General features: G+C 65.7%; 22 protein-coding genes. 17 read left to right on the top strand and 5 right to left on the bottom strand.

Annotated elements, in window-relative coordinates; translation table 11 throughout:
* Positions 1–3 precede the first annotated feature (3 nt).
* Both AC0J5K_RS09880 and AC0J5K_RS09875 read left to right on the top strand, forming a co-directional pair.
* Positions 4–585, top strand: a complete 582-nt coding sequence (locus AC0J5K_RS09880; RefSeq protein ID WP_048531253.1) for a hypothetical protein — start codon at positions 4–6, stop codon at positions 583–585.
* Positions 586–668: 83 nt separating this feature from the next.
* The gene (locus AC0J5K_RS09875) at positions 669–1,223 is read left to right on the top strand and encodes a hypothetical protein (protein WP_074834940.1); all 555 of its coding nucleotides are present in this window, start codon (positions 669–671) and stop codon (positions 1,221–1,223) included.
* A gap of 207 nt (positions 1,224–1,430) precedes the next feature.
* Here AC0J5K_RS09875 and AC0J5K_RS09870 read toward each other — a convergent pair whose 3' ends face one another.
* The gene (locus AC0J5K_RS09870) at positions 1,431–1,952 is read right to left on the bottom strand and encodes a cell wall hydrolase (RefSeq protein WP_274563152.1); all 522 of its coding nucleotides are present in this window, start codon (positions 1,950–1,952) and stop codon (positions 1,431–1,433) included.
* 214 nt (positions 1,953–2,166) lie between these two features.
* Between AC0J5K_RS09870 and trkA the strand changes: the two genes are divergently transcribed.
* The 4 genes from trkA to hflX all read left to right on the top strand — a co-directional run bounded on the left by trkA (position 2,167) and on the right by hflX (position 6,698).
* Entirely contained in the window at positions 2,167–3,543 is a 1,377-nt protein-coding gene (trkA, locus tag AC0J5K_RS09865) for a Trk system potassium transporter TrkA (RefSeq protein WP_048531259.1), read from the top strand.
* Entirely contained in the window at positions 3,544–5,058 is a 1,515-nt protein-coding gene (locus AC0J5K_RS09860) for a TrkH family potassium uptake protein (protein ID WP_048531261.1), read from the top strand.
* A gap of 129 nt (positions 5,059–5,187) precedes the next feature.
* On the top strand, positions 5,188–5,427 hold the full coding sequence (gene hfq, locus AC0J5K_RS09855; RefSeq protein WP_048531263.1) for an RNA chaperone Hfq: 240 nt from the start codon (positions 5,188–5,190) through the stop codon (positions 5,425–5,427).
* Positions 5,424–6,698, top strand: coding sequence for a GTPase HflX (gene hflX, locus AC0J5K_RS09850; protein ID WP_074834936.1), 1,275 nt, complete (start codon positions 5,424–5,426; stop codon positions 6,696–6,698). The genes hfq and hflX overlap by 4 nt, the downstream gene beginning before the upstream one ends.
* A 304-nt stretch (positions 6,699–7,002) precedes the next feature.
* On the opposite strand, the gene AC0J5K_RS09845 is transcribed toward hflX, so the two are convergent.
* Complete coding sequence (locus AC0J5K_RS09845; RefSeq protein ID WP_074834934.1) at positions 7,003–9,468, bottom strand: penicillin acylase family protein; 2,466 nt, start codon at positions 9,466–9,468, stop codon at positions 7,003–7,005.
* A gap of 92 nt (positions 9,469–9,560) precedes the next feature.
* On the opposite strand from AC0J5K_RS09845, the gene AC0J5K_RS09840 reads away from it, so the two are divergent.
* Both AC0J5K_RS09840 and AC0J5K_RS09835 read left to right on the top strand, forming a co-directional pair.
* Positions 9,561–10,433 (top strand): NAD(P)-dependent oxidoreductase, encoded by an 873-nt coding sequence (locus tag AC0J5K_RS09840; RefSeq protein ID WP_274563158.1) that lies wholly within the window; start codon positions 9,561–9,563, stop codon positions 10,431–10,433.
* 579 nt (positions 10,434–11,012) lie between these two features.
* Entirely contained in the window at positions 11,013–14,027 is a 3,015-nt protein-coding gene (locus AC0J5K_RS09835; RefSeq protein ID WP_274563160.1) for an Rne/Rng family ribonuclease, read from the top strand.
* A 48-nt stretch (positions 14,028–14,075) separates the two neighbouring features.
* Here AC0J5K_RS09835 and AC0J5K_RS09830 read toward each other — a convergent pair whose 3' ends face one another.
* On the bottom strand, positions 14,076–14,300 hold the full coding sequence (locus AC0J5K_RS09830) for a sulfurtransferase TusA family protein (RefSeq protein ID WP_048531274.1): 225 nt from the start codon (positions 14,298–14,300) through the stop codon (positions 14,076–14,078).
* A 93-nt stretch (positions 14,301–14,393) separates the two neighbouring features.
* Between AC0J5K_RS09830 and AC0J5K_RS09825 the strand changes: the two genes are divergently transcribed.
* Positions 14,394–15,626, top strand: a complete 1,233-nt coding sequence (locus AC0J5K_RS09825; protein WP_074834928.1) for a hypothetical protein — start codon at positions 14,394–14,396, stop codon at positions 15,624–15,626.
* A complete protein-coding gene (locus AC0J5K_RS09820; RefSeq protein ID WP_274563164.1) occupies positions 15,623–17,026 on the top strand; it encodes a cytochrome P450 in 1,404 nt (467 codons plus the stop codon). The genes AC0J5K_RS09825 and AC0J5K_RS09820 overlap by 4 nt, the downstream gene beginning before the upstream one ends.
* Here the strand turns inward: AC0J5K_RS09820 and AC0J5K_RS09815 are convergent.
* Together AC0J5K_RS09815 and AC0J5K_RS09810 are read right to left on the bottom strand one after the other, a co-directional pair.
* Positions 17,010–17,246: a hypothetical protein gene (locus AC0J5K_RS09815; RefSeq protein WP_048531279.1), complete on the bottom strand. Its 237-nt coding sequence runs from the start codon at positions 17,244–17,246 to the stop codon at positions 17,010–17,012. The two genes, AC0J5K_RS09820 and AC0J5K_RS09815, sit on opposite strands and share 17 nt — an antisense overlap.
* Before the next feature lie 8 nt (positions 17,247–17,254).
* Positions 17,255–17,908, bottom strand: coding sequence for an alpha/beta hydrolase (locus AC0J5K_RS09810; RefSeq protein WP_048531281.1), 654 nt, complete (start codon positions 17,906–17,908; stop codon positions 17,255–17,257).
* Positions 17,909–18,072: 164 nt separating this feature from the next.
* Between AC0J5K_RS09810 and iscR the strand changes: the two genes are divergently transcribed.
* The 7 genes from iscR to sufD all read left to right on the top strand — a co-directional run bounded on the left by iscR (position 18,073) and on the right by sufD (position 24,881).
* Positions 18,073–18,534 carry a Fe-S cluster assembly transcriptional regulator IscR gene (gene iscR, locus AC0J5K_RS09805; RefSeq protein ID WP_048531283.1) on the top strand — a complete coding sequence of 154 codons (462 nt, stop codon included), beginning with the start codon at positions 18,073–18,075 and terminating at the stop codon, positions 18,532–18,534.
* Between the two features lie 89 nt (positions 18,535–18,623).
* Complete coding sequence (locus AC0J5K_RS09800) at positions 18,624–19,667, top strand: cysteine desulfurase family protein (protein ID WP_274563167.1); 1,044 nt, start codon at positions 18,624–18,626, stop codon at positions 19,665–19,667.
* Positions 19,668–19,684: 17 nt separating this feature from the next.
* Positions 19,685–21,205 carry a Fe-S cluster assembly protein SufB gene (gene sufB / locus AC0J5K_RS09795; RefSeq protein WP_274563169.1) on the top strand — a complete coding sequence of 507 codons (1,521 nt, stop codon included), beginning with the start codon at positions 19,685–19,687 and terminating at the stop codon, positions 21,203–21,205.
* A gap of 86 nt (positions 21,206–21,291) precedes the next feature.
* The gene (locus AC0J5K_RS09790; protein WP_074834920.1) at positions 21,292–22,125 is read left to right on the top strand and encodes an FkbM family methyltransferase; all 834 of its coding nucleotides are present in this window, start codon (positions 21,292–21,294) and stop codon (positions 22,123–22,125) included.
* 99 nt (positions 22,126–22,224) lie between these two features.
* Entirely contained in the window at positions 22,225–22,767 is a 543-nt protein-coding gene (locus tag AC0J5K_RS09785) for a hypothetical protein (protein WP_274563171.1), read from the top strand.
* Between the two features lie 78 nt (positions 22,768–22,845).
* Entirely contained in the window at positions 22,846–23,601 is a 756-nt protein-coding gene (gene sufC / locus AC0J5K_RS09780) for a Fe-S cluster assembly ATPase SufC (RefSeq protein WP_048531290.1), read from the top strand.
* The gene (sufD, locus tag AC0J5K_RS09775) at positions 23,601–24,881 is read left to right on the top strand and encodes a Fe-S cluster assembly protein SufD (RefSeq protein ID WP_274563174.1); all 1,281 of its coding nucleotides are present in this window, start codon (positions 23,601–23,603) and stop codon (positions 24,879–24,881) included. The genes sufC and sufD overlap by 1 nt, the downstream gene beginning before the upstream one ends.
* Position 24,882 lies beyond the last annotated feature (1 nt).

The following is a 24,882-nucleotide window of genomic DNA, read 5'->3' as shown; positions in this document are numbered from 1 at the left end:
GTGATGACGCGGCGCCGCGTGGCCCTGGGCCTCGCGGCGCTGGGGCTGTCGGCCGGCTGCGGCGCGCCGGCGCCGCAGATGAGTTTCGCCGAAACCGGCAACAGCGAGGCCCGGATCGCCGCGCTGACCCGGGCGCTTCTGGCGCTGGGGCCGGAGGTGGATGCGCAAGAGGCGGGGCGCACCGCGCGGATCGCGGTATTGCGGCCGCTCGACTGGGCCGAGGAATGGCAGGTGGTCGACCCGCCGCTGAAGCACAATTTCAAGGTGATCCACGGCCTGCGCGAAAAGGGGCTCTGCCGCGACTGGACCAATGCGCTTTATGCGGCGCTGCATGCCGAGAGGCTGCGGACCATCGATCTGCACGTCGGCTTTTCCAATGCCCGCAACGTCCGGCTCGAACATGTCTCGGTGGTGGTCTCTGCCCGGGGCCGGCCGATGGAGGCGGGGCTGCTGCTCGATCCCTGGCGCATCGGCCAGGGGCGGCTGTGGTTCGGCCGGGTGACGGAAGACCCGCGGTATGAATGGGAAACGCTGGAAGCGGTGCGCGCCTGGCAAGCGCAACAGAAGGCGCGGCTCGGTCTCTGAACAGCCGACACCCGGCGGCGGGCTTGTCTTGCGCGTCGCTTCGCGGCAGGTTTCGCGAATAACCGCACCACACGAGATTTTTCATGCGTATTTTCCCCGGCCTTCTGACCGCCGCCTGTCTTGTTGCCACGCCGCTGGCGGCCGACGAGATCACCGACACCCTGAACAGCGCCCTCGCGGCCTATGAAGCGGGCGATATCCAATACGCCCTCGATGAGATCGACATCGCGAGGCAGCAGCTGCTTGGCCGCAAGACCGGCGCGCTCAGCGCCTTTCTGCCGCCGGCGCCCGAAGGCTGGACCCGCGAGATCGACGAAGAGGCGGCCCCGGGGCTGGCAATGATCGGCGGTGGCGTTGGCGCCGAGGCAAGCTATGCCGGCGAGGGCAAGCGCTTTGCCATCAAGCTCATGGCCGACAATCCGATGGTGGCGAGCTTGGCGGGGGTGATCAACAATGCCGCAATGATGGGGCTGACGGTCGAACGGGTGAACCGCCAGAAATTCGCCATTCAGGACGGCGAGATCATGGGGCTTGTGGCCAACCGCATTCTGGTTCAGGTCTCCGGCGCGGATACCGAAACCATGCTCGCCACGCTGGAAAAGATGGATTTCAAGGCCATGCAGGGCTTCGGGCAGTAGGCCCGGCGTCTTGGCCTCAAGGCCAGAGGTCCCGGGGCGGGCCCGGGACGGGGGGGGGGGCGCTGCCGCCGGTCAGGGCGTTGGGAAATTGGCCCGAGATCCGCGCCCCGGCCCCGCGCCGGGGCCTCTGGGTCGGCGAAGTGCCCCGGTCCTCGCGAAGAGCCATAATCCCGCTGAAAACACCCGGCCCGCACCCGGGACGGGGGATCAGCCGCCGGTCAGGCCTTCGATCTGGGTCGGCGGGGTGCGGCGGGTCACCAGTTCCGGGCGGCGCTTTTCGTAGAACGCATTGCCGCCGGCGGTCGCCACATAATGGATGTTGTTGTAGTTCGCGACGTAATAGGCGGCGTGGAAGAACCGGCCATTGGTGATCAGCGGATGGCGTTCGCCTTGCAGCACCGCCCGCGCCGATTCCAGCGCCAGCGGCAGGCCCCGGTCGGTCATCGGGCGGGTCATCACGCCCGGCGCGAACTGGTTCTTCTGCGAGACCACGCCGCAGACCGTATCCGGGAAATCGTCCGAGGCGACGCGGTTCATCACCACGGTGCCCACCCCGATCATGCCGTCGCGGCTCGAGCGGTTCGATTCGAAGTACATCGCCCGGGTCATGCATTCCAGCGCCTGCGGGTCGGGGCGCGGCGCCGACCGGTCGCGTTGTCCGCAGCTCGCCAGAATCGCGAGCGCCGAGACCAGGGTCACGGTTCTCAGGCTAGTCTTCGTCAGGGTCATCCGGCGGTCTCTCTCGCTGTGTGGCTGCGCAGGTTTTCAGCGTCACAGCAATCTCGGGCGGCTTTTGCAAGTCTTTTTGCCCGGGAGGCGGCCGGAACGCGGCCGCTTGCCGTATTTGCCACAGCTGGCCCGTCGCCATCCGCGTAGCGCGTTGACGCTCTTGCACGCATCTGCCAAGGATGATTTTCGCGATCGGGGCAGGGGAGCCTGAGCCATGAAAGTTATCATCTGTGGCGCCGGACAGGTCGGCTGGCAGATCGCGCGTCATCTGTCGGGTGAGCGCAACGATGTCACGGTGGTCGACAGCAACCCCGACCTGGTGCGCCGGGCCACCGATACCTTGGACGTGCAGGGCATTGCCGGTTTTGCCAGCTATCCCGACATTCTCGACCGGGCCGGCGCGCGCGATGCCGACATGATCATCGCCGCCACCCATTCCGACGAGGTCAACATGGTCACCTGTCAGGTGGCCCATTCGGTCTTTGCCATCCCGCGCAAGGTGGCGCGACTGCGCTCTCAGAGCTATCTCGACGCGATCTATTCCGATCTCTACCGCCGCGATCACATGCCGATCGACGTGGTGATCTCGCCCGAGAAGGAGGTCGCCGACGCCGCGCTGCAACGGCTTTCGGCGCCGGCCGCCTTCGACACCGAGCATTTCCTCGACGGCAAGGCGCAGTTTCTCGGTCTTCGGCTCACCGCCGAATGCCCGGTGCTCAACACGCCGCTGCGCCAGCTCACCGATCTGTTCTCGACCCTGCGGTCGGTGGTGGTGGCGATCCGTCGCGAGGGCACGCTCTTTGCGCCCGATCCCGGCGATCAGCTCTTTGCCGGCGACGATTGTTATCTGATGAGCCACATCGACGACGTGACCCGCACGATGGAGATCTTCGGCAAGACCCAGACCAAGCAGGAGCGCGTGGTGCTGGTCGGCGGCGGCAATGTCGGCCTCGCCGTGGCGCAGGCGCTCGAATCCCGGGCCGAGCGGATCCGCGCCAAGGTGATCGAGAAGAACCGCAAATGCGCCGAACGGGCGGCGGATATCCTCGAGCGGACCATCGTGCTCAATGGCGACGGTCTGGATGCGGCGCTGCTGAAAGAGGCCAATATCCACCGCGCCGACGCGGTGCTGACGGTCACCGACGACGACAAGGTCAACATGCTGGCGGCGGTGCGCGCCAAGGCCGAGGGCTGTCCCTTTGCCATCGCGCTGATCAACGATCCGACGCTGGTGCCGCTGATGGGGCCGCTGGGCATCGACGCCTATATCAACCCGCGCGCCACCACCGTCAGCTCGATCCTGCGCCACATCCGCCATGGCCGGGTGCGCGGTGTCTATTCGGTGGGCGATGCCGAGGCCGAGGTGATCGAGGCCGAGGTGCTTTCGACCTCGCCGATCGCCGGCCAGCGCATCCGCGACATCGATTTCCCCGAGGGTGTGCTGGTGGGCGCGGTCTTGCAGGAGGGCAAGGTGATGCGGCCCACGGGCGCGCTCAGGATCGAAGAGGGCAATGTCATCGCGCTGTTCTCGATGACCAAGGATGTCCCTGAGGTGGAGCGCCTGCTCCAGGTCTCGATCGACTTTTTCTAGATGCTCAACACCCTGAAAAACCTTCCCTTCTTTCTTCAGCTTGTGGGGCTTTGCGGGCTGTGGATGATGGTTCCGGCGGTGCATGCGCTGGCCTCGGAAGCGTTTCACCAGGCGCGCACCTTCTTTTATGCCGGCCTGCTGACGCTGATCCTGGTCAGCCTTGTCGGCATCGCCATTTCGAACCAGGTGCAGAACCGTTCCGGCCTGCGCCAGCTGCTGGGGCTGCTGGGCGCCTTCACCGTGCTGCCGCTGATCATGGCGGTGCCATTTCACGAGGCGCTGCGCACCACCTCGTTTCTCAACGCCTATCTCGAGATGGTCTCGAGCTTTACCACCACCGGCGCGACGCTGTTTGCGCCGGAACGGCTGTCCGACACCCTGCATCTCTGGCGCGCGCTGGTCGGCTGGATGGGCGGGTTGCTGATGTGGATCGCCGCGGCGGCGATCCTCGCGCCGCTCAATCTCGGCGGCTTCGAGGTGACCGCCAGCGCCGAGCCGGGCGGTGGCGAAGCCCGCGTCGCCACCATGGAAGGCGCCGATCCGGTGACCCGGCTGATGCGGACCTCGTGGCGGCTGATCCCGGTCTATTTCGGGCTGACGCTGGCGCTCTGGATCACGCTGCTGGTGGCGGGCGAGGCGCCGCTGGTGGCCTTCAGCCATGCCGCCTCGACGCTGGCGACCTCCGGCATTTCGCCAATCGGCGGGGTGCAGAGCGGTGCGGCCGGCTTTGTCGGCGAGGGGCTGATCTTTCTCTTCCTGCTGTTCTCGCTGTCGCGGCTGACCTTCACCAATGACACCGTCACCGGCGCTGCCGCCGATCTGCGCCATGACCCCGAGTTCCGGCTGGGCCTGCTGCTGGTGGTGCTGGTGCCCGGTTTTCTGATCCTGCGCCATTGGGCCGGGGCCTTCGAGGTCGACGAGGTTGACGACCTGTTCTCGGCCGTCCGTGCGGCCTGGGGCAGCATGTTCACCGTGCTGTCGTTTCTCTCGACCACCGGCTTCGAAAGCGCCGACTGGGCCGCCGCGCGCAGTTGGTCCGGCCTCGACAACCCGGGCATCATCCTTCTGGGGCTTGCCATGATCGGTGGCGGCGTGGCCACCACCGCCGGCGGGGTCAAGCTGCTCAGGGTCTTCGCGCTCTATCTCAACGGCCGGCGCGAGATCGAACGGCTGGTACATCCCTCCTCGGTCGGCAATGCCCGCGCCGTCAGCCGGCGCATCCGCCGGCACGGCGCCTTTGTGGCCTGGGTCTTCTTCATGCTCTTCGCCATCTCGCTGGCGGCGATCACGGTGATTCTCGGCGGCTTTGGCGTGCGTTTCGACGCCGCCATCGTGCTGGCCACCTCGGCGCTGTCGACAACCGGGCCGCTGACCGACGTGGCGCTGGAGGCGCCGATCGTGCTGGTCGAGCTCAACGCCGGGGCCAAGCTGGTCTATGGCGCGGCCATGGTGCTGGGGCGGCTGGAAACGCTGGCGATCATCGCGCTTTTGTCGCCCAACCTGTGGCGCAATTGACTTTTGCTGCACCGCAGCATAATTTGTCGTCATTCGGGGCTGGAAAACCCTTGGCTGGCACGACATACTCGCGCCTCAGTGAGGGGGCCGATCCGCGGCAACTACGGCAAGAACAAAGGCAATTTAGGTATGGCTTCGGACAGACAGAACCTTCAGGACGCGTTCCTGAATCACGTGCGCAAGACCAAGGTTCCGGTGACGGTTTTCCTGATCAACGGCGTCAAGCTTCAGGGCGTGATCACCTGGTTCGACAATTTCTGCGTGCTGCTGCGCCGCGACGGGCAGTCGCAGCTGGTGTACAAACATGCGATCTCGACGATCATGCCGGCCCAGCCGATCAACCTTTATGACGGTGACGAGGGCGCTTGAAAGAGCATGACACGCATGTGACCCGTGCCTGGGTCCTGCATCCCGACATCAAGTCCGATCAGGACCGGCGCACGCCCGAACCGGCGCTGGCAGAGGCGGTGGCCCTGGCCGCGGCGCTGCCTGATCTCGAGGTGGTGGGCGCCGAGGTCGTCGGCCTGAGAAACGTTCAGCCCGGCAAGCTCTTCGGCTCCGGCAAGATCGAGGAACTGGGCGCCCGGTTCAAGGCCGAGGACGTCGAATTGGTGCTGGTCGACGGGCCGGTGACACCGGTGCAGCAGCGCAATCTCGAAAAGGACTGGGGGGTCAAGTTGCTCGACCGCACCGGGCTGATCCTCGAGATCTTTTCCGACCGCGCCGCCACCCGCGAGGGGGTGTTGCAGGTCGAGATGGCGGCGCTGTCTTATCAGCGCACCCGCCTTGTCCGCGCCTGGACCCACCTCGAGCGGCAGCGCGGCGGGCTCGGCTTTGTCGGCGGCCCCGGCGAAACCCAGATCGAGGCCGACCGGCGGGCGATCGACGATCAATTGGTGCGCCTGCGCCGGCAGCTCGACAAGGTGGTCAAGACCCGTGACCTGCACCGCAAGGCCCGCGCCAAGGTGCCGTTTCCGATTGTCGCGCTGGTGGGCTATACCAACGCCGGCAAATCGACGCTGTTCAACCGGCTGACCGGGGCCGAGGTCATGGCCAAGGACATGCTCTTTGCCACGCTCGACCCGACGATGCGCGCGGTCGAACTCGACAACGGGCTCGAGGTGATCCTGTCGGACACCGTGGGCTTTATCTCGGACCTGCCGACCGAACTGGTCGCCGCCTTCCGCGCCACGCTGGAAGAGGTGCTGGCGGCGGATGTGATCTGCCATGTGCGCGACATCAGCCATGAGGGCAGCGAAGAGCAGGCCGAGGACGTGCGGGCTATCCTGGGCAGCCTCGGGGTGCCTGACAGCACCCCGCAGCTCGAGATCTGGAACAAGATCGACCGGATTGCCGCCGAGGACCGGGCCGCGCTTCAGGCCCGCGCGGCCCGCGACGATGCCATCGTGACGCTTTCGGCGGTGACCGGCGACGGCATGGGAGATTTCCTCGATGCCGTGACCCGCGCGCTCGAGGCCGAGAAACACGAGACCGAAGTGGCGCTTGGTTTCGGCGAGGGCCGCAAGCGCGCCTGGCTGTTCGAGCGCGGTCTGGTGACCGACGAGGCGCAGGACGAGACCGGCTATCGGCTCAAGGTGGCCTGGAGCCGCAAACAGGAAGCGCAATTCGCAAGGCTGTAGGGCGCGGAACTGGGGCGCAGCCCGAGCAAGCAACCGAACGCGCCGGTGTGAGGCTGGCCGGGAGGTCCCGGCGCAGGGCCGGGACGGTGAAGGTCTGTACGGTAGCGGGTTGGCTGGGCCGGGGCGCAGGCTGCTGCGCCATCGCAGGCCCGCTTCCCGAGGCTGCAATTTGGCTGCTGTCGGCGTTCTTTCGCGAACTGTTACGGGCCTGGCCGGGATAAAGTGGCCTTCACGGCCGTTGGATCGCCACCCGGGTCGACGATGGCGCGGCTCTCGCAAACGGGGGCGATCAGATGCCGCAAAGCTACTGCGGCATCAGCCGTGTCACCCCCGTTGCTGCCGCCCGCGCGAGATCTTCATCCAGTGACATCGGGATATATTCGCCGCGCCGCCACAGGCTGCCGAGATCGTCGTAGTGGCGGGACAGGAAGTGGCCGGACTGGCCGGTGGAGGTGATAAAGACCGAACTGTCGGGATCGGCGAAGTCGTAGACCCCGCGATAGCCTGCGCCATGCACGTTCAGATAGGGGTTGGCCCCGGTGCCGCGGGTGCGGCCGCGCAAGAGCGTATGGTCGCCGCCCGAGGTCGACTGGCGGATATTGACGAAATGGCGCAGCACCGGCACCTCGCCCAGCACCGGGTGATCATGGGTCGCCTCATGCGCGTCGCCCCAGCGCAGGGCCGAGAGGTCGCGGCCGTGGGTCTCTTCCAGCCAGACCACTGCATCGTCCAGCGCCAGGCGGGCGATATCGGTGCAGCTCTCCTCGGGCGAGGATTGCAGGATGTCGCACCAGGCGCTGGCGCCGTCGATGTCGCGGTAGACCCGTTCGATGAACAGCGGCTCGACATGGGTGTATTCATCCGCCAGCGGCCCGAGATCGTCGCGGATCAGCCTTTCCTGCAACGCGCGCAGCCAGGCGGCATAGATCAGCGGTTCCGGCAGATGTTCGTTCATCTCGCCGTTCCAATCCGCCAGCAGGGTCAGCGCCACCTGCCGCTGGCGGGCCAGGGTGCCGGCCGGGGCGGCCTCGCCGGTAAACCAGAGATCGGCACCGATCAGCGGCAGCAGCGAGCGGGCGGCAAAGCTGACGGTGTCGAGCTGGGCCTCGGTGAAACTGTCGCGGGTGTGCACTTCGCGGCCCTGCATCAGCCGGGTCCAGCGTTCGATCCGCTGGCTGTCGCCCCAATTGAAGGAGACATGCTCTGGGAAGGGCCGGTCGATCACCTTGTTGTTGGTATTGCCGACAATGCCGCCCTCGGGGCGCAGGAAAGAGGGGTTGTCCTCATACGGCAGGCTGCCCTGCCAGCGGTTTTCGGCGGCCCAGCCCTTGGTGGGCAGGCGACCCTGGCTCTCGTGGCGCTCGGAGCGGCGCGGCATGCGGCCGACCAGTTGCAGCGCGATGCCCTCCTTGTCGGCCAGGGTCAGCATCTGGCTCGGGGCAACGAAATCCTTGCCGGTGGCCACCGCCGCGTCGATATCCTGGGCGTACATCAGCCCCATGGCGGCGCTGAGCGAGGTGTCGGCATCGCTCAGCGCCGTCCAGGCCAGCGTGGCGACATGGCCGGCGGGGGTGATCGCGCCCAGATCGAAATGCGAGCCCGGCAGCACCGGGCCATTGTCGGTCCAGCGCAGGGTGACGGTGACCGGCGCCTCATCCTTGATGCGGACGATCGAACGGCGGGTCTCGAAATCCTTGAAGCCGCCGGGGGTGCGGTATTGCTGCGGATTGTCGGGGTTGAGCTGCTCGATATAGAGATCCTGATCGTCGAGGTAAGACGAGGTGACACCCCAGCCGAGATTGGGGCTCTTGCCGGCCATCACCACCGGCACGCCGGGCACCGTGGCGCCGATCACGCCGCCGGTTTCAAGCTCGAGCCTCGCCAGATACCAGATCGCCGGCGCGGTAAAGCCCAGGTGCGGGTCATTGGCCAGCAGGGTGCCGCCCGAGGCCGAGCGCGAGGGCGCCGCCGCCCAGGCGTTCGACGCCCCGGCCAGCCCGCGCGGCGCGAAGGGTGAGAGCGGGTCGCGCGGCAGGCGGGCATAATCCTGGTGCCCCTTGCGGATCTCCGGCACCAGGGCGGCATATTCCGGCAGCGCCGCGGTGCCGGAGCCGGGCACATCGGGCAGGATATCGCGCAGCCGGTCCTCGTCGGGGATGAGCAGCGACGTGCGGGCGCGCAGCACCTCTTCCTGCATCTGGCCAGAGAGCTGCACCGCCAGCAGCTTGATAAGCGCGATGGAATCGGCCGGTTGCCAGGGCGCGATGGGCGCCTCGAAGAGAAAGAACTCGGGCGCGCCGCGGCCCAGCGCCGAACGGTTGATCTCGTCCAGTCGGGCGTTCACGCCGGCCGCATAGGCCGTCAGCGCCGCCAGGGTGCGGTCATCCTGCGCCGCCACCGACCGGGTGGCGCGGGGATAGAGATCGAGCCGGCGCATCAGCGTGTCGGTGCTCAGGGTGCGACGGCCAAACACTTCGGACAGCCGGCCCTGCACGGTGCGGCGCAGGGTCACCATCTGCCACAGCCGGTCCTGCGCATGGGCATAGCCCAGGCCAAAGAACACATCCGCATCCCCGGCGCCGAAGATATGCGGCACATTGGCATTGTTGCGCACGATCTCGACCGGTCCGTCGATGCCGCGCACCGCCAGCTCCTTGTCGTAATCGGGCAGCGAACGCGAGGCGAGGTAATAAACCGCGGCCACCGCCAGCAGGCAGAGCACCACGAGGGCCGTTGCCAGCCTGAACAGCCATTTGAATAAGCTTGCCATCTGCGCCTTGCCTTGCCTCTTGTCTTCCCGTCCGGCTCGGGTGAGAACCCCTTAAAGGAAACGGATGCAAGACAAAAGCGGGAGCACACGACATGGCGAAACTGGCATTTCTGGGATTGGGCGTGATGGGCTATCCGATGGCCGGGTATCTGGCCAAGGCGGGCCACGAGGTGACCGTCTACAACCGCACCGCCGCCAAGGCCGAGGCCTGGGCCGGCGAGCATGGCGGTGCCAGTGCCCCGACGCCGGCCGAGGCGGCCCGGGGCGCCGAGTTCGTGATGGCCTGCGTCGGCAATGACGACGACCTGCGGGCGGTGTGCCTGGGCGAAGAGGGCGCCTTTGCCGGAATGGACGAGGGCACGGTCTTTGTCGATCACACCACGGTCTCGGCGGCGGTGACGCGCGAGCTCTACGACGCGGCCGAGGCTGGCGGCATCTCCTTTGTCGACGCGCCGGTGTCCGGCGGGCAGGCAGGCGCCGAGAACGGCCAGCTGGCGGTGATGTGCGGCGGCGATCAGGCGGCCTACGACCGGGCCGCGCCTGTGATCGCGGCCTATGCCAAGGCCTGCCGCCGGCTGGGCGAGAGCGGGGCCGGGCAGATGACCAAGATGGTCAACCAGATCTGCATTGCCGGGCTGGTGCAGGGGCTGTCCGAGGGGCTGCATTTTGCCCAGAAGGCCGGGCTCGACGGTGCGGCGGTGGTCGATGTGATCAGCGGCGGGGCCGCCGGTTCCTGGCAGATGGCGAACCGCTTCGAGACCATGCTGGCGGATCAGTTCGAACACGGGTTCGCCGTGGACTGGATGCGCAAGGACCTGGCGATCTGTCTGAAGACCGCCGACGAGGTGGGGGCGAGCCTGCCGGTGACGGCGCTGGTCGATCAGTTCTACAAGGATGTGCAGAAGCTCGGCGGCGGGCGCTGGGACACCTCGAGCCTGATCAAGCGGCTGAACGCGGCGGGCTGAGGGGCTTGGCGGGGCGTGGAGGTTTCAGGCCCCGCGTCCCGGACTTGATCCGGGGGTCTCTCGGTCGGCGGCGCGCCACCGGCGCGGGGGCGGTGACGGCTGTCCCGGGCACCGGCAAAAGCGGCGTTTCTTGTCGCAGGGCCGGTGCGGCTGACGATTGCCCATTGTATTTGCCCGCCTTCCCACCTTATGTTGACAGAAGGCAAAAGGGCGCAGTCCCTCTGCCCGAGAGTTTCGCTGTTTTCGAAGTCACGCGGGCCAGATGCCCCGAACCTTCCGAGACAGACCGATCTGATCGCCGGACCGCCAGATTGACGTGGCGGCGATCGTAAGACCAGCCCGACTGTGAAAGCGGCGGGCCGCAAACGGGCGGATGGTGCGTGCGCCAGACCGTCGGAGAAGAAACGCGATGCAACGCGCGAGAATTCAGAGGGCAAGAGCAGGGGCCATCACGGGCCCCGCACCCATGCCTGTGCTGACCGCGTCCACCATCGCCCCAATCGGACATTTCCTGCAATCCGCCGCGCCGCCCGGGATATCCCGCGCGGCCTTGGGCTTGTGGGAAAGCATGAAAGTACAATGGCCAAGAAAATGCTTATCGATGCCACCCACGCGGAAGAAACCCGCGTCGTGGTGGTGGACGGAAACAAAGTCGAGGAATTCGACTTTGAATCGGAAAACAAGCGCCAGCTCGCTGGCAATATCTATCTAGCAAAAGTCACACGGGTCGAGCCGTCGCTGCAAGCGGCCTTCGTCGACTATGGCGGCAACCGCCATGGCTTCCTTGCCTTTTCCGAGATCCATCCCGACTATTACCAGATCCCCGTCGCCGACCGCGAGGCGCTGATGGAGGAAGAACGCGCCTATGCCGAGGCCATGAAGGCGCGGGACGAGGAAGAAGCGGCGCGCCCCAAGAAGCGCCGCCGCCGGTCAGCCTCGAAGGCAGAGAAGACCGCCAATACCGATGCGATCGAAAGCCGCGAAGTCGAGGGGATGGAAACCATCGACCTCGGTGATGGCGAGGACACGCTCGAAGGGCTGTCGCCGATGGCGACCGTCGCCGAGACCCCGGTCGAGGAACCCGAGGGCGGCGATGCGCCCGAAGCCGAGGCGGCGGAAACGGCACCGGCGGCGGACGCTGCTCAGGCGGAAGAGACCGTCGAAGCGGCCGCCCCCCAATCGGACACGCCGGCAGACGAGGCGGAAGAGGCGCCGGAGGCGGCTGACGTGTCCGCGACCGAGACGCCGGCTGACGACACCGCCAAGACCGGCGATGCCCCCGAGGTCGAGACCGAGGACGACGAAGACGAGACCCCGGCCAAGCCCGATGCCGCCGACAAGGACAGCGATATCGAATCGGTGGCCGATGACGACGATCAGGAAGACATCCGCCCGCCGCGCAAACCGCGCCCGCGCCGCTACAAGATCCAGGAAGTCATCAAGGTGCGCCAGATCCTGCTGGTGCAGGTCGTCAAGGAAGAGCGCGGCAACAAGGGCGCAGCGCTGACCACCTATCTCTCGCTCGCGGGCCGCTATTGCGTGCTCATGCCCAACACTGCGCGTGGCGGTGGCATCAGCCGCAAGATCACCAATGCCCCCGACCGCAAGAAGCTCAAAGAGATTGCCAACGAGATCGACGTGCCGCAGGGCGCGGGGCTGATCATCCGCACCGCCGGCGCCAAACGCACCAAATCCGAGATCAAGCGCGACTACGAATACCTGCAACGCCTGTGGGAGCAGATCCGCGAGCTGACGCTGAAATCAATCGCGCCGGCCAAGATCTATGAAGAAGGCGACCTGATCAAACGTTCGATCCGCGATCTCTACAGTCGCGACATCGACGAGGTTCTGGTCGAGGGCGAGCGCGGCTACCGCATCGCCAAGGACTTCATGAAGATGATCATGCCGTCCCACGCCAAGAACGTGAAGCAATACGGCGACCAGCTGCCGCTTTTTGCCCGCTATCAGGTAGAAAGCTACCTCGGCGCGATGTTCAACCCGACGGTGCAGCTCAAGTCCGGCGGCTACATCGTGATCGGCGTCACCGAGGCGCTTGTCGCCATCGACGTCAACTCCGGCCGTGCGACCAAGGAAGGCTCGATCGAGGAGACCGCGCTCAAGACCAACCTGGAAGCCGCCGAAGAGGTGGCGCGCCAGCTCCGGCTGCGCGACCTTGCCGGGCTGATCGTGATCGACTTCATCGACATGGACGAGCGCAAGAACAACGCCGCCGTCGAGAAGAAGCTGAAGGACAAGCTCAAGACCGACCGGGCCCGCATCCAGGTGGGCCGCATTTCCGGCTTTGGCCTGATGGAAATGTCGCGCCAGCGTCTGCGCCCCGGCATGATCGAGGCCACCACCGCGCCGTGCCCGCATTGCCACGGAACCGGCCTCATCCGTTCGGATGACAGCCTTGCCCTGCAAGTGCTGCGCCAGATCGAAGAGGAAGGCACCCGCCGCCGCTGCAAAGAACTGCTGGTGCGCTGCCCGGTGACGATTGCTAACTACCTGATGAACGCCAAGCGCGAACATATCGCGATGATCGAGGCGCGCTATGGCATTGCCGTGCGGGTCGAGGGCGATCCGGCGCTGGTCAGCCCTGATTTCACCATCGAAAAGCTGAAAACCGCCACCCGCAAGGTGGCCGAAGCGCCCGTCGTCTCGGCCGACACCAAGATCATGGATCTGGTCGACGAAGACACCGAGGAACCGGAAGAAGAGGCCCAGGCCGCCGAAGAGGCACCGGCCGAAACCCCCGAGACCGGCGAAGAAGAGACCCCCAAGCCCAAGAAGCGCCGGCGGCGCCGGCGTCGGCGGAAGTCCAAGTCGGACGAGAACAATGGCGATGGGCAGGACGGGTCTGACGACGACAATGGCGACAAGGACGCCAATGGCGACAAACAGGCCGATGGCGACAAGAAAGCCAAAGCTCCGAAAGAAGAGGCCGAGGCCAGCCCGGCGGACGAGGAAAGCAGCGGCGACAAGCCCAAGCGCACCCGCCGCACGTCGAGCAGCCGCCGCAAATCCTCGCGCGCCAAGACCGAAGAGACCGGTTCGGACGAGACAGCCGCGCCAGAGGCGCAGGTTGCCGAAGGTGCCGCCACCGAGGCGGCCGAGGCCCCGGCAGAGGTGAGCGAAGCGCCTGCGGCGGCGCCGGAACCTGCGGCCGCAGCGGAGACGCCCGAGGCTAGTGAGGCCCCGGCAGCCGAGGCTGAGCCCGCCGCAGAGGCGCCGGCGGACACGCCGGCGGCCCAAGCGGCACCGGCAGCGGTGGATGCCCCTGCCGAGGCTTCCCAAGTGGACGAGGTGGCCGAGGCCCCGGCGACAGAGCCCGAGGCACCGATCGCAGAGGACGCGCCTGTGGCAGAGGATGCGCCTGCGGCAGAGCCGGTGCAGTCCGACGTCGCGGCAGAGCCCGAGGCCCAGCCCGAGCCCGAGGCCCCGGCGGAGCCGGAACAGGCCGAGGCCGAGACGCCGGAGCCCGCCACGGCCAAGGCCGAGCCGGTGCTCGAGACCGCCGATGTGGCGCAGGAGACCGAAGTGGAAGACCCCGACAAGCCGAAGAAACGCGGCTGGTGGTCGATCGGCCGCTGATCAGGCAAAGCCCCGGCCATGCGCCGGGGCTTTTTGCATTTGGGGAGGTCAGCCGCCCTTGCGGATCACGTAGATCTCGGCCGCGCCATCGGCGCGCGTCTCGATCAGCGCATGGCCGGCTTCGGCGCAGAAATGCGGCACGTCCACCACCGCTGCCGGATCGTCGGCGCGGAGCTCCAGGATTGCCCCATCTTCCATGGATTTCAGGCGTTTGCGCGCCTTGAGCACGGGCAGGGGGCAGAGCAGGTGGGTGGCGTCGAGTGTCTCGGGCATGGCTCAGGTCTAGGAGCCGCCGCGAGGCTTGTCCAGCGCCTTACTCTCGCCACGAAACCGGGCTAGGATCGGGGGCAAAAGAGTGAGTGGCAGATGGGCAGTGGCGACAAGCGAAGGGTCGGCAAGCGCCGGGTGTTCTATATCCCCGGCTACGACCCGATTCACCCGCGCCGCTACCGCGAGCTCTATCGGCGCGAGGCAGCCAGACAGGCCGCGATCTCGGGCTATGACATCGCGTTGCGCCCGCGCGCCAAATCGCGCAACTACGGCTGGCATGTCACCGGCGAATTTGACGGCGCCGTGGTCGAGACCGAGGTCGAGGTGCTGGTCTGGTCCGACATCGTCAAGCATTCGATGGGCCACGGCATTTTCATCAGCTACTTGCGGATGATCTATACCGCGATCGCCTATATCGGCTCGGGCGCCTTCTGGCGGTTGGCCAGGCTGCAAAAGGGGCCGGTGATCGCGGCGCTCTATCCTGTGGTGATGCTGCTGCTCGAGGCGGCGCTGGCGGCGCTGGTGGTCTGGGGCGCGGTCAAGCTCGGGCTGCTGCTTTCGCCCTGGGTCGGCTGGCTCGGGCCGCTGGTCGGAGGGGCGGCGGGGCTGGCGCTGGCCTGGGCGCTGCTGGAACAGTTCAGAAGGTGGGACGGCAAGCTTTTTGTCTATTACCTGATGCACGATTATTCCTACAACGCCCGCGCGTTTGGCGCGATGCCCCCCGAGCTCGAGGCGCGGATCGCGGAATTTGTCGAGAGCATTGCCGCGGCCTGCGATGACCCGGTCGACGAGATTCTGGTGATCGGCCATTCCTCGGGCGCGCATCTGGGCGTGTCGGTGCTGTCCGATCTGATCCGCGCCGGCCATGTGCGCCCAGACGGACCAGCACTGGGCTTTCTCAGCCTCGGCCATGTGGTGCCGATGGTCAGCTTTCTGCCGCGCGCCTGGCGGCTGCGCGCCGATCTTGCCTATCTGTCCGAACGCGACGAAATCTTCTGGGTCGATGTCACCGCGCCCGGAGACGGCTGCGCCTTTGCGCTCTGCGATCCGGTGGCGGTCACCGGAGTGGCGGGGCCGGCGAAGAAATGGCCGCTGGTGTTCTCGGCCGCCTTTACCAAAACGCTCTCGCCAGAGCGCTGGAGGGCGCTGCGCTGGCGGTTTTTCCGGCTGCATTTCCAGTATCTCTGCGCCTTCGACCGCCCCGGCGACTACGATTATTTCCAGATCACGGCCGGCCCGGACACCCTGGCCACGCGCTATCGTAACCGCCGCTCGTCGCGGTCGGTGATCGACCGACCGGTCAACAAATTTACCTCGACCGCGCCATGAAACGCCCGCCAAAACCGCCCGCGCGCGCCGACAAGGTGTCGCTTCTGCGTTACATGTCGCTGTTTCGCAAGGATATCCTTTCGGCTCAGCCGGCGCGGCTTTATCGCGCCTGGATGGCCGAGTTCCGTACGCCATTCTTTCGCTCCTTCCTCGTCAACCAGCCCGACCTGGTCCGGGCGGTCCTGAAAGAGCGGGCCGATGATTTCCCGAAATCCGACCGCATCGGCGAGGGGCTGCGGCCGCTTCTGGGCAACTCGGTCTTTGTCACCAATGGCGAGACCTGGAAACGCCAGCGCCGCATCATCGACCCGGCTTTCGAAGGCGGGCGCCTGCGGCACGGCTTTCCGGCGATGCGCGCGGCGGCGGAGGCGGCGGTGCAGCGGATGGCGGCGCATAGCGGCGAGACGCTGGAGGTCGAGGCCGAGACCAGCCATGCCGCCGCAGACGTGATCTTTCGCACGCTGTTCTCGATTCCGATCGAACATGAGATCGCGTCGCAGGTCTTTGCCGAGTTCCACCACTACCAGCGCAGCCAGCCGATCCTGAACCTCGCGGCCTTTGTACCGCTGCCGAAATGGATGCCGCGGTTCTTTCGCCGCGACACCCGGGCGTCGGCCAGGACCATCCGCCGCCTGATCACCCGGCTGACCACCGCGCGCATGGCCGAGATCGCGGCCGGCACCGCCCCCGATGATCTTGCCACCAAGATCATGACCACGCCCGATCCCGAGACCGGCGAGACCTTTACCACCGAGGAAATGGTCGACCAGGTGGCGATCTTCTTTCTTGCCGGCCATGAAACCAGCGCCTCGGCCCTGGCCTGGACGCTCTATCTCATGGCGCTGTACCCGGAGTGGCAGGAGCGTTTGGCGGAAGAAGCGCAATGTCTGCCGGAGCTTTTGCCCGAGGCGAACGGTTCAGCGCAAGCGGCGCCGGATTTCGGTGTCATGGCCAAGCTGCGGCTGTCGCGCGATGTCTTTCGCGAGGCGCTCAGGCTTTATCCGCCGGTGCCGATGATGGTGCGCGAGGCACAATGCCCCGAAAGCTTCCGCGACCGCGAGGTGCCCAAGGGCAGCCAGATCGTGCTGAGCCCGTGGCATCTGCATCGCCACGAACGGCTCTGGGAGCGGCCGGATGAATTCGATCCCGGACGCTACGCCACCGATAACGGCAAGACCTGCCTGCGCGAGGCCTATCTGCCGTTCTCCGCTGGCGCGCGGGTCTGTCCCGGGGCGGGGTTTGCCATGGTCGAAGGGCCGCTGCTGCTGTCCTACCTGCTGCGGCATTTCCGCTTCGCGCTTGGCGCGGGGCCGGCGCCGGTGCCGGTGGCGCATCTGACGGTGCGGTCCGACAATGGCATCTGGCTGCGTGTCGCGCCGCGCCTCAGCCCTGATCCTTGATCTTCGCCTCGAAGGCGCGCAGCCGGTCTTCGAGGAAACGTCGGCCGCGTTTGGCGGCCATGCGCACGCGCACGGCCGTCAGAAAGGCCTCTTCGGCCGTGGTCGAGGAGGCACCGATGATCTTGGCGGTCTCGGCGACAAGCGTTTCGTCGCCCATCAGCTCGGCCGCCTCGATCACGTCGCGGGCCAGGGCGTCGGCCAGATCCTCGGTCACTCCCATGGCAGGCCCTAGCGCGAGGTCTCGGTCAGGCGTCGTTTGACGTAATCCGAGACCGTGCCGATCATTGTGTCCATGTGATCGTTCTCGAAGAAATGCCCCGAGCCCTCGATCTCTTCATGGGTGATGGTGATGCCCTTCTGCTCGTGCAGCTTGCCGACCAGCGCCGTGGTGTCGGACGGCGGCGCGACGCGGTCGGCGGTGCCGTTGATGATCAGCCCCGACGAGGGGCAGGGCGCGAGGAAGGAGAAATCGTACATGTTGGCCGGCGGGCTGGCCGAGACGAAGCCGGTAATCTCGGGCCGGCGCATCAGCAGTTGCATGCCGATCCAGGCGCCGAAGGAGAAGCCGGCGACCCAGCAATGCTTGGAATTGTTGTTCATCGATTGCAGGTAGTCGAGCGCCGAGGCCGCATCGGACAATTCGCCGACGCCCTGATCGTATTCGCCCTGGCTTCGGCCGACGCCGCGGAAATTGAACCGCAGCACGGTGAAGCCCATGTTGTAGAAGGCGTAATGCAGGTTGTAGACAACCTTGTTGTTCATCGTCCCGCCAAACTGCGGATGCGGATGCAGCACGATGGCGATCGGCGCGTCCCGCTCTTTCTGGGGGTGATAGCGGCCTTCGAGCCGTCCTTCGGGACCGGGAAAGATGACCTCGGGCATAACGGGCTGTACTCCTCGCAAAGGTGTGGCAATTGTTGACGCAATTGTCCGTTAACCTTAGAATGGTTCTAAACCCGATGCCGGAAACGGAACGGGGCTTGTGGCAGATAAGCCTAATGGTTACTGAGGTCAACTGGCCTGGCGGGCGTCCTGGGGAGAACCGAATGAAGCTGAGTACCAAGGGGCGCTATGCAATGGTGGCGCTGGTCGATATCGCACTCCAGCCCGAGGGGCGCCTGGTGACGTTGGGGGAGATCTCGCAGCGGCAGGATATTTCGCTGCCCTATCTCGAGCAGCTCTTTGTCAAATTGCGCCGGGCCGAGCTTGTCGCCTCGGTGCGCGGCCCCGGCGGCGGCTACCGTCTGGCCCGGCCGACCACCGAGATCAGGGTTGTCGATATCCTCGGGGCGGTGGACGAGACGGTGGATGCGATGCACAAGGGGGCCGGCGCCAGCGGCGGGCTCTCGGGCAGCCGGGCGCAATCGCTGTCCAACCGGCTCTGGGAGGGTCTTTCGGCGCATGTCTATGTGTTTCTGCACCAGACCCGGCTGTCGGATATCGTCGGCAACGAGCTGGCGCCCTGTCCGGCGGTGCCGGGATTGTTCGCGGTGGTCGATGATGGCTGAGCGTCGTTCGGGGCGGCATGCGGCGCGTGTTTCGGGGGCTCTGCCCCCGGACCCCCGGCGTATTTGCAAAGAGAAGAAGGGGCCGGCGCGTGCCTAGGGTCTATCTCGATCACAATGCCACGGCGCCGCTCGGTGCGGCCGCGCGCACGGCGATGCTGGCCGCCATGGAGGTGGTGGGCAACCCGTCGTCGGTGCATTCCGAGGGCCGCCGCGCCAAGGGTCTGATCGAGACCGCCCGGCGGCAGGTCGCCGAGGCGCTTGGTGCCGGCGAGGCGGATATCGTCTTTACCTCCGGCGCCACCGAGGCGGCCGGGTTGGCGCTGGCAGGCCGCGGGCTGGCCTCGGCGGCGATCGAGCATGATTGTGTCGGCGCCTGGAGCGAGGGTGTGCTGCCGGTGGATGCGGCGGGCCGGGTGACGGTGGCGGACCCCGCCGCAACCGCGCTTCAGGCGGCCAACAGCGAGACCGGCATCCTGCAAGACCTGCCGGCGGGGCTGGCGCTGACCGATGCGGTGCAGGCCTTTGGCAAGGTGCCGTTTTCCTTTGCCTGGTCGGGGGCGCAGATGGCGCTGGTCTCGGGGCACAAGCTGGGCGGGCCGAAAGGCGTGGGGGCGCTGGTGTTGCAGCGCGGGCTGGATGTTGCGGCGCAGATCCGGGGCGGCGGCCAGGAGATGGGCCGCCGGTCGGGCACCGAGAACCTGATCGGCATCGCCGGTTTCGGCGCCGCCGCGGAACAGGCGGCGCGCGATCTGGCCGATGGCACCTGGGAGCGGGTGGCGGAACTTAGAAATATTCTAGAAAAAGCCATTGAGGCTCGGGAAAAAGAGATTATTTTAGTCGGGAAATCGACGTCGCGCCTGCCCAATACCCTTTGCATGATCGCACCGGGCTGGAAGGGCGAGACGCAGGTCATGGCGATGGATTTGGCCGGCTTCGCGATCAGCGCCGGTTCGGCCTGTTCCAGCGGCAAGGTCAAATCCAGCCGCGTGCTGCGCGCGATGGGATATGGAGAGCAAGAGGCCGCCTGTGCGATCCGGGTGAGCCTTGGCCCTTCGAACACGGAAGACGACGTGCTGCGCTTTGCCGAAGCGTGGTGCAGAGCATATGAAAAGCATCGCGCCCGCGCGGCGTGACACCGGAGGTAGATATCATGGCAGCTCTTGACCAGACCCAGGTCAAAGAAGGCGTCGACCAGGAGACCGTGGATGCGGTTCGCGAGGTCAGCACCTACAAATATGGCTGGGAAACCGAGATCGAGACGGAATATGCGCCCAAGGGGCTGACCCCCGATATCGTGCGGCTGATCTCGGAAAAGAACGAAGAGCCGGAATGGATGACCGAATGGCGGCTGGCGGCCTATGAACGCTGGCTGACCAAGAAGGAGCCGGACTGGGCGATGGTCGATTACCCCGAGATCGACTTCCAGAACCAATATTACTATGCCCGTCCCAAGAGCATGACGGAAAAGCCCAAATCGCTCGACGAGGTCGATCCGGCACTGCTGGCGACCTATGAGAAGCTGGGCATTCCGCTGAAGGAACAGATGATCCTGGCCGGTGTCGAAGGTGCCGAGGAGGCCCCGGCCGAGGGCCGCAAGGTGGCCGTGGATGCGGTGTTCGATTCGGTTTCGGTCGGCACGACCTTCCAGAAAGAGCTCAAGAAGGCCGGCGTGATCTTCTGTTCGATCTCCGAGGCGATCCGCGAACATCCCGAGCTGGTCAAGAAATACCTGGGATCCGTGGTGCCGGTCAGCGACAATTTCTATGCCACGCTGAACAGCGCGGTCTTCTCCGACGGCTCCTTTGTCTATGTGCCGCCGGGCGTGCGCTGCCCGATGGAGCTCAGCACCTATTTCCGCATCAACGCCGAGAACACCGGCCAGTTCGAGCGGACGCTGATCATTGCCGACAAGGGCTCTTACGTCTCTTACCTCGAAGGCTGCACCGCGCCGCAGCGCGACACCTCGCAGTTGCATGCCGCAGTGGTGGAGATCATCGTCGAGGAAGATGCCGAGGTGAAATATTCCACCGTTCAGAACTGGTTCCCCGGGGATGAGAACGGCAAGGGCGGGATCTACAACTTTGTCACCAAGCGCGCCGATTGCCGGGGCGACCGGGCGAAATGCATGTGGACCCAGGTCGAGACCGGCTCTGCCGTGACCTGGAAATATCCCTCCTGCATCCTGCGCGGCGATGACAGCCAGGGCGAGTTCTATTCGATCGCCATCACCAACAACTACCAACAGGCCGATACCGGCACCAAGATGGTGCACCTGGGCAAGAACACCCGCTCGCGCATCGTGTCGAAGGGGATCAGCGCCGGTTTCGCGCAGAACACCTATCGCGGGCTGGTCAGCATGCATCCGAAGGCCAAGAACAGCCGCAATTACACCCAGTGCGACAGCCTGCTGATCGGCGACAAATGCGGCGCACATACGGTGCCCTACATCGAGGTGAAGAACAATTCCTCGCGGGTCGAGCACGAGGCCACAACCTCCAAGGTCGATGACGACCAGATGTTCTATTGCCGTCAGCGCGGAATGGACGAAGAGGAAGCGGTGGCGCTGATCGTGAACGGCTTTGCCAAGGAAGTGCTTCAGGCGCTGCCGATGGAATTCGCGCTCGAGGCGCAGCAGCTGGTGGCGATCTCGCTCGAAGGCTCTGTCGGCTGAGACGAGGCAGGGGTGGGCCCTCTGGCCCACCGATGCCACGGCAGAAGGCAGAGGGCGCGCGCGCCCGCAAACACAGGCGACCAGAGATGATCCCACGTATCAAACGTATCCAGAAGCGTCTGCGCCTCGGCCGTCCGGTCGAGAGCGTGAAGCTTCAGATCGTGCAGGCACGGGTGCTGGAGCGTGCGGTGACCTTTTGCGTCAACATGAAGAACGACCCGGTGCAGCGCAATCATCGGCGCGGGCAGTTCTATGAGATGAGTGAGCTGTCGCGGCTGGCGTCGGTTTTCCCCAAGGGCGGCGTCTTTGTCGATATCGGTGCCAATGTCGGCAATCACACGCTGTTTGCCGCGCTGTTTCTGGGGGCGTCGCGGGTGATCCCCTTCGAGCCCAATCCCAAGGCTTTCGAGCTTCTGGTGAGCAACGTGCTGGTCAATGGCTTGCGCGACACGGTCGATCTCTCGAAACTGGGGGTTGGCGTGTCGGATGCGCAGGGCGGCGGCTTTGCCATGCAGGACCGAGACCGCAACCTTGGCGGCGCCAAGATGCTTGAGGGGCAGGGTGAACTCGAGGTGCATCGCGGCGACGCGCTGCTCGAGGGTGTGACGCCGGATTTCATCAAGATCGACGTCGAAGGTATGGAAATGCAGGTTCTGGCCGGGCTGAGCGGCGTGCTGGAGCGGGCGCGGCCGGTGATGATGGTCGAGGTCGACAACGCCGTCGAAGCGGACTTTCTGGCCTGGGTCACGGCACAGGGCTATGCGCTGTTCGCGACCCATCAGCGCTATCGGCTGAACAAGAACCACCTGATCTGCGATGCCGGCGATCTGGATCGGCTCACCGAAGCCTATGCCGCAAGCGCCCCCAAGGCCGAGGCACCGGCCGAATCGGCCGATGTGCTGACGCAAGGTGAGGTGTGATGTCTGTGATTTATCTCACATTGAAGCCAATGCCGACGCATTTCTGCCGCCTTCCTGCGCGAACTGTTGCAGAAACAAAAGACGCAAGAGGCAGCAGACATGATCGGCACGCAGGGGCAGGCGAGCTTTCAGGCCCGGATTTCCCGGATCAATTCCGGACAGGTGAGCCAGGTGCCGCAACCGGGGGTCTCGGACGGCAGTGGCACCTGCTGGATCACCCACAAGAGCGCCCGGCGGATGCAAAAGCGCGCCGCGCCGGAGACCGGTCGGACGGCGTCGACCTCGGGCCTTTTCGGCTTTGTGCTGGGCCTGCTGGCGTTCGTGCTGTCGCAATTGGGCGGGTATCACCTGTTCGGCCTGCCCGATTCCAAGATGACCGGCGACATCCGCATGCTGCTGGATGGCGTCGGCGCGATGGCGGTGCTGGCGACGGTCTCGCTGGTCTTTGCCGCCCCGTCGAAACGGCACATGGCGGTCAGGATTGCCGGCGTCGCGGTGGCGATGGCCACGATGCACAATCTGGTGCACATGGCGCCGGATGTCTTTGCGATGGCCTTTTCGGCCGAGTGGGTCGAGGCCACCCGCGCCGCGAGCGAACCCGGATCGATCCTGTTTCGCGGCGTGAGCATTCCGCTTTCCTGACAATCGAAAAATCCGAAATCAGCGCGGCGCAGCCCCAAGGGGCGGCGCTGCCTTCACGCGTTTACACGAGGTAGAAAAATGCTGGAAATCAAGAACCTGCACGTCAAACTTGAAGAAGAGGACAAGCAGATCCTCAAAGGTGTCGACCTGACGGTCGAAGCCGGCAAGGTGCATGCCATCATGGGCCCCAACGGCTCTGGCAAATCGACGCTCTCTTACGTTCTCTCGGGCCGCGACGGCTATGAGGTGACCGACGGCGAAGCGACGCTGGAGGGCAATGACCTGCTCGACATGGAGCCGGAAGAGCGCGCCGCGGCGGGCCTGTTTCTGGCGTTCCAGTACCCGGTGGAAATCCCCGGCGTCGGCAACATGACCTTTCTGCGCACCGCGCTCAACGCGCAGCGCAAGGCGCGCGGCGAGGAAGAGCTCAACGCCACCGAATTCCTCAAGCTGATCCGGGCCAAGGCCAAGGATCTCAAGATCGACGCCGAGATGCTGAAGCGTCCGGTCAACGTCGGCTTTTCGGGCGGTGAGAAAAAGCGCAACGAAATCCTGCAAATGGCGATGCTCGCGCCCAAGATGTGCATCCTCGACGAGACCGACTCGGGGCTTGACGTCGATGCGATGAAACTGGTGGCCGATGGCGTCAACGCGTTGCGCGACGAGGGCCGGGGCTTCCTGGTCATCACCCACTACCAGCGTTTGCTGGACCACATCAAACCCGACGTGGTGCACATCATGTCGAACGGCCGCATCATCAAGACCGGCGGGCCCGACCTGGCGCTCGAGGTCGAAGAGCGCGGCTATGCCCATCTGGTGGAGGAGGTGGCGTAATGGCACTTCCGCAAATCAAACAGGATGCCACCGAGGCGCGGATCGCGGCGCTCGACCTGCCCGTAGGCGGCTGGTCGGATGCGGCGCGGCAGTCCGCGCTGGGCCGGTTGCGCGAAATGGGCCTGCCCGGACGGCGCGACGAATACTGGAAATTCACCCGCCCCGACACGCTGACCCAGCCCGAGGCGCCGCGCGCCGCGCTCTTTGATCCCAAGGAAGCGCCGGTTTTTGACGAGGTCGAGCGGCTCAATCTGGTCTTTGTCGACGGGGTCTTCGATGCCGAGGCTTCGGACGATCTGGCGCTCGAAGGCGTGACGATCGAGCGCCTGGCCGAAACCAGGAGCGATCTGCACTGGGCCAAGGGGCTTTACGGCACGCTCGAGGCCAATGGCCAGGTGCCGGTGCAGCGCCCGCTGGCGGCGCTCAACACCGCCTTTGCCACCGACGGCCTGCTGATCCACGTGACCGGCATCCCGTCCAAGCCGATCTCGATCTGCTACGAGCACAAGTCCGAAACCTCGGATGCGATGCTTCACCATGTGGTCAAGGTCGATGCCGGCGCCGAAGTGACCATTCTCGAGAACGGCCCGGCGGCGGCGCGGTTCAACAAGGTGATGGAGATCGACGTCGCCGATGGCGCCAGGCTGCACCACATCCGCACCCAGGGCCGCGACCACGAGCGCCAGGCCGTGACGCATGTCTTTGCCCGTCTTGGCGCGGAATCGGTGTTCAAAAGCTTTACCCTGACCGCTAACGGCGTGCTGACCCGCAATGAATGCGTGATCGAGCTGACCGGGGACGACGCGGTGGCGCATGTCGCCGGGGCCTGTGTCGGCGACGGTGACTTTCACCACGACGACACCGTCTTCGTCACCCATGACGCGGTGAACTGCGAAAGCCGTCAGGTCTTCAAGAAGGTGCTCCGCAACGGCGCCACCGGCGTCTTTCAGGGCAAGATCCTGGTCAAGGCCGGCGCGCAGAAGACCGATGGCTACCAGATCAGCCAGTCGCTGCTGCTCGACGAGGACAGCCAGTTTCTCGCCAAGCCCGAGCTCGAGATCTATGCCGATGACGTGGCCTGTTCGCATGGCTCCACCTCCGGCGCGATCGACGAGGAGGCGCTGTTCTATCTGCGCTCGCGCGGCGTGCCGGAGCCGCAGGCGGTCAACCTGCTGACGCTGGCCTTTCTGGCCGAAGCCGTGCAGGAGATCGAGAACGAGGCGCTGGCCGAAGAGATCACCGCCCGGATCGAGGGATGGCTCATCCGCCATCGGGACTGAC

The organism is Marinovum sp. E3, from assembly GCF_055755275.1.
This window is presented reverse-complemented; position numbering and strand designations above follow the sequence as displayed.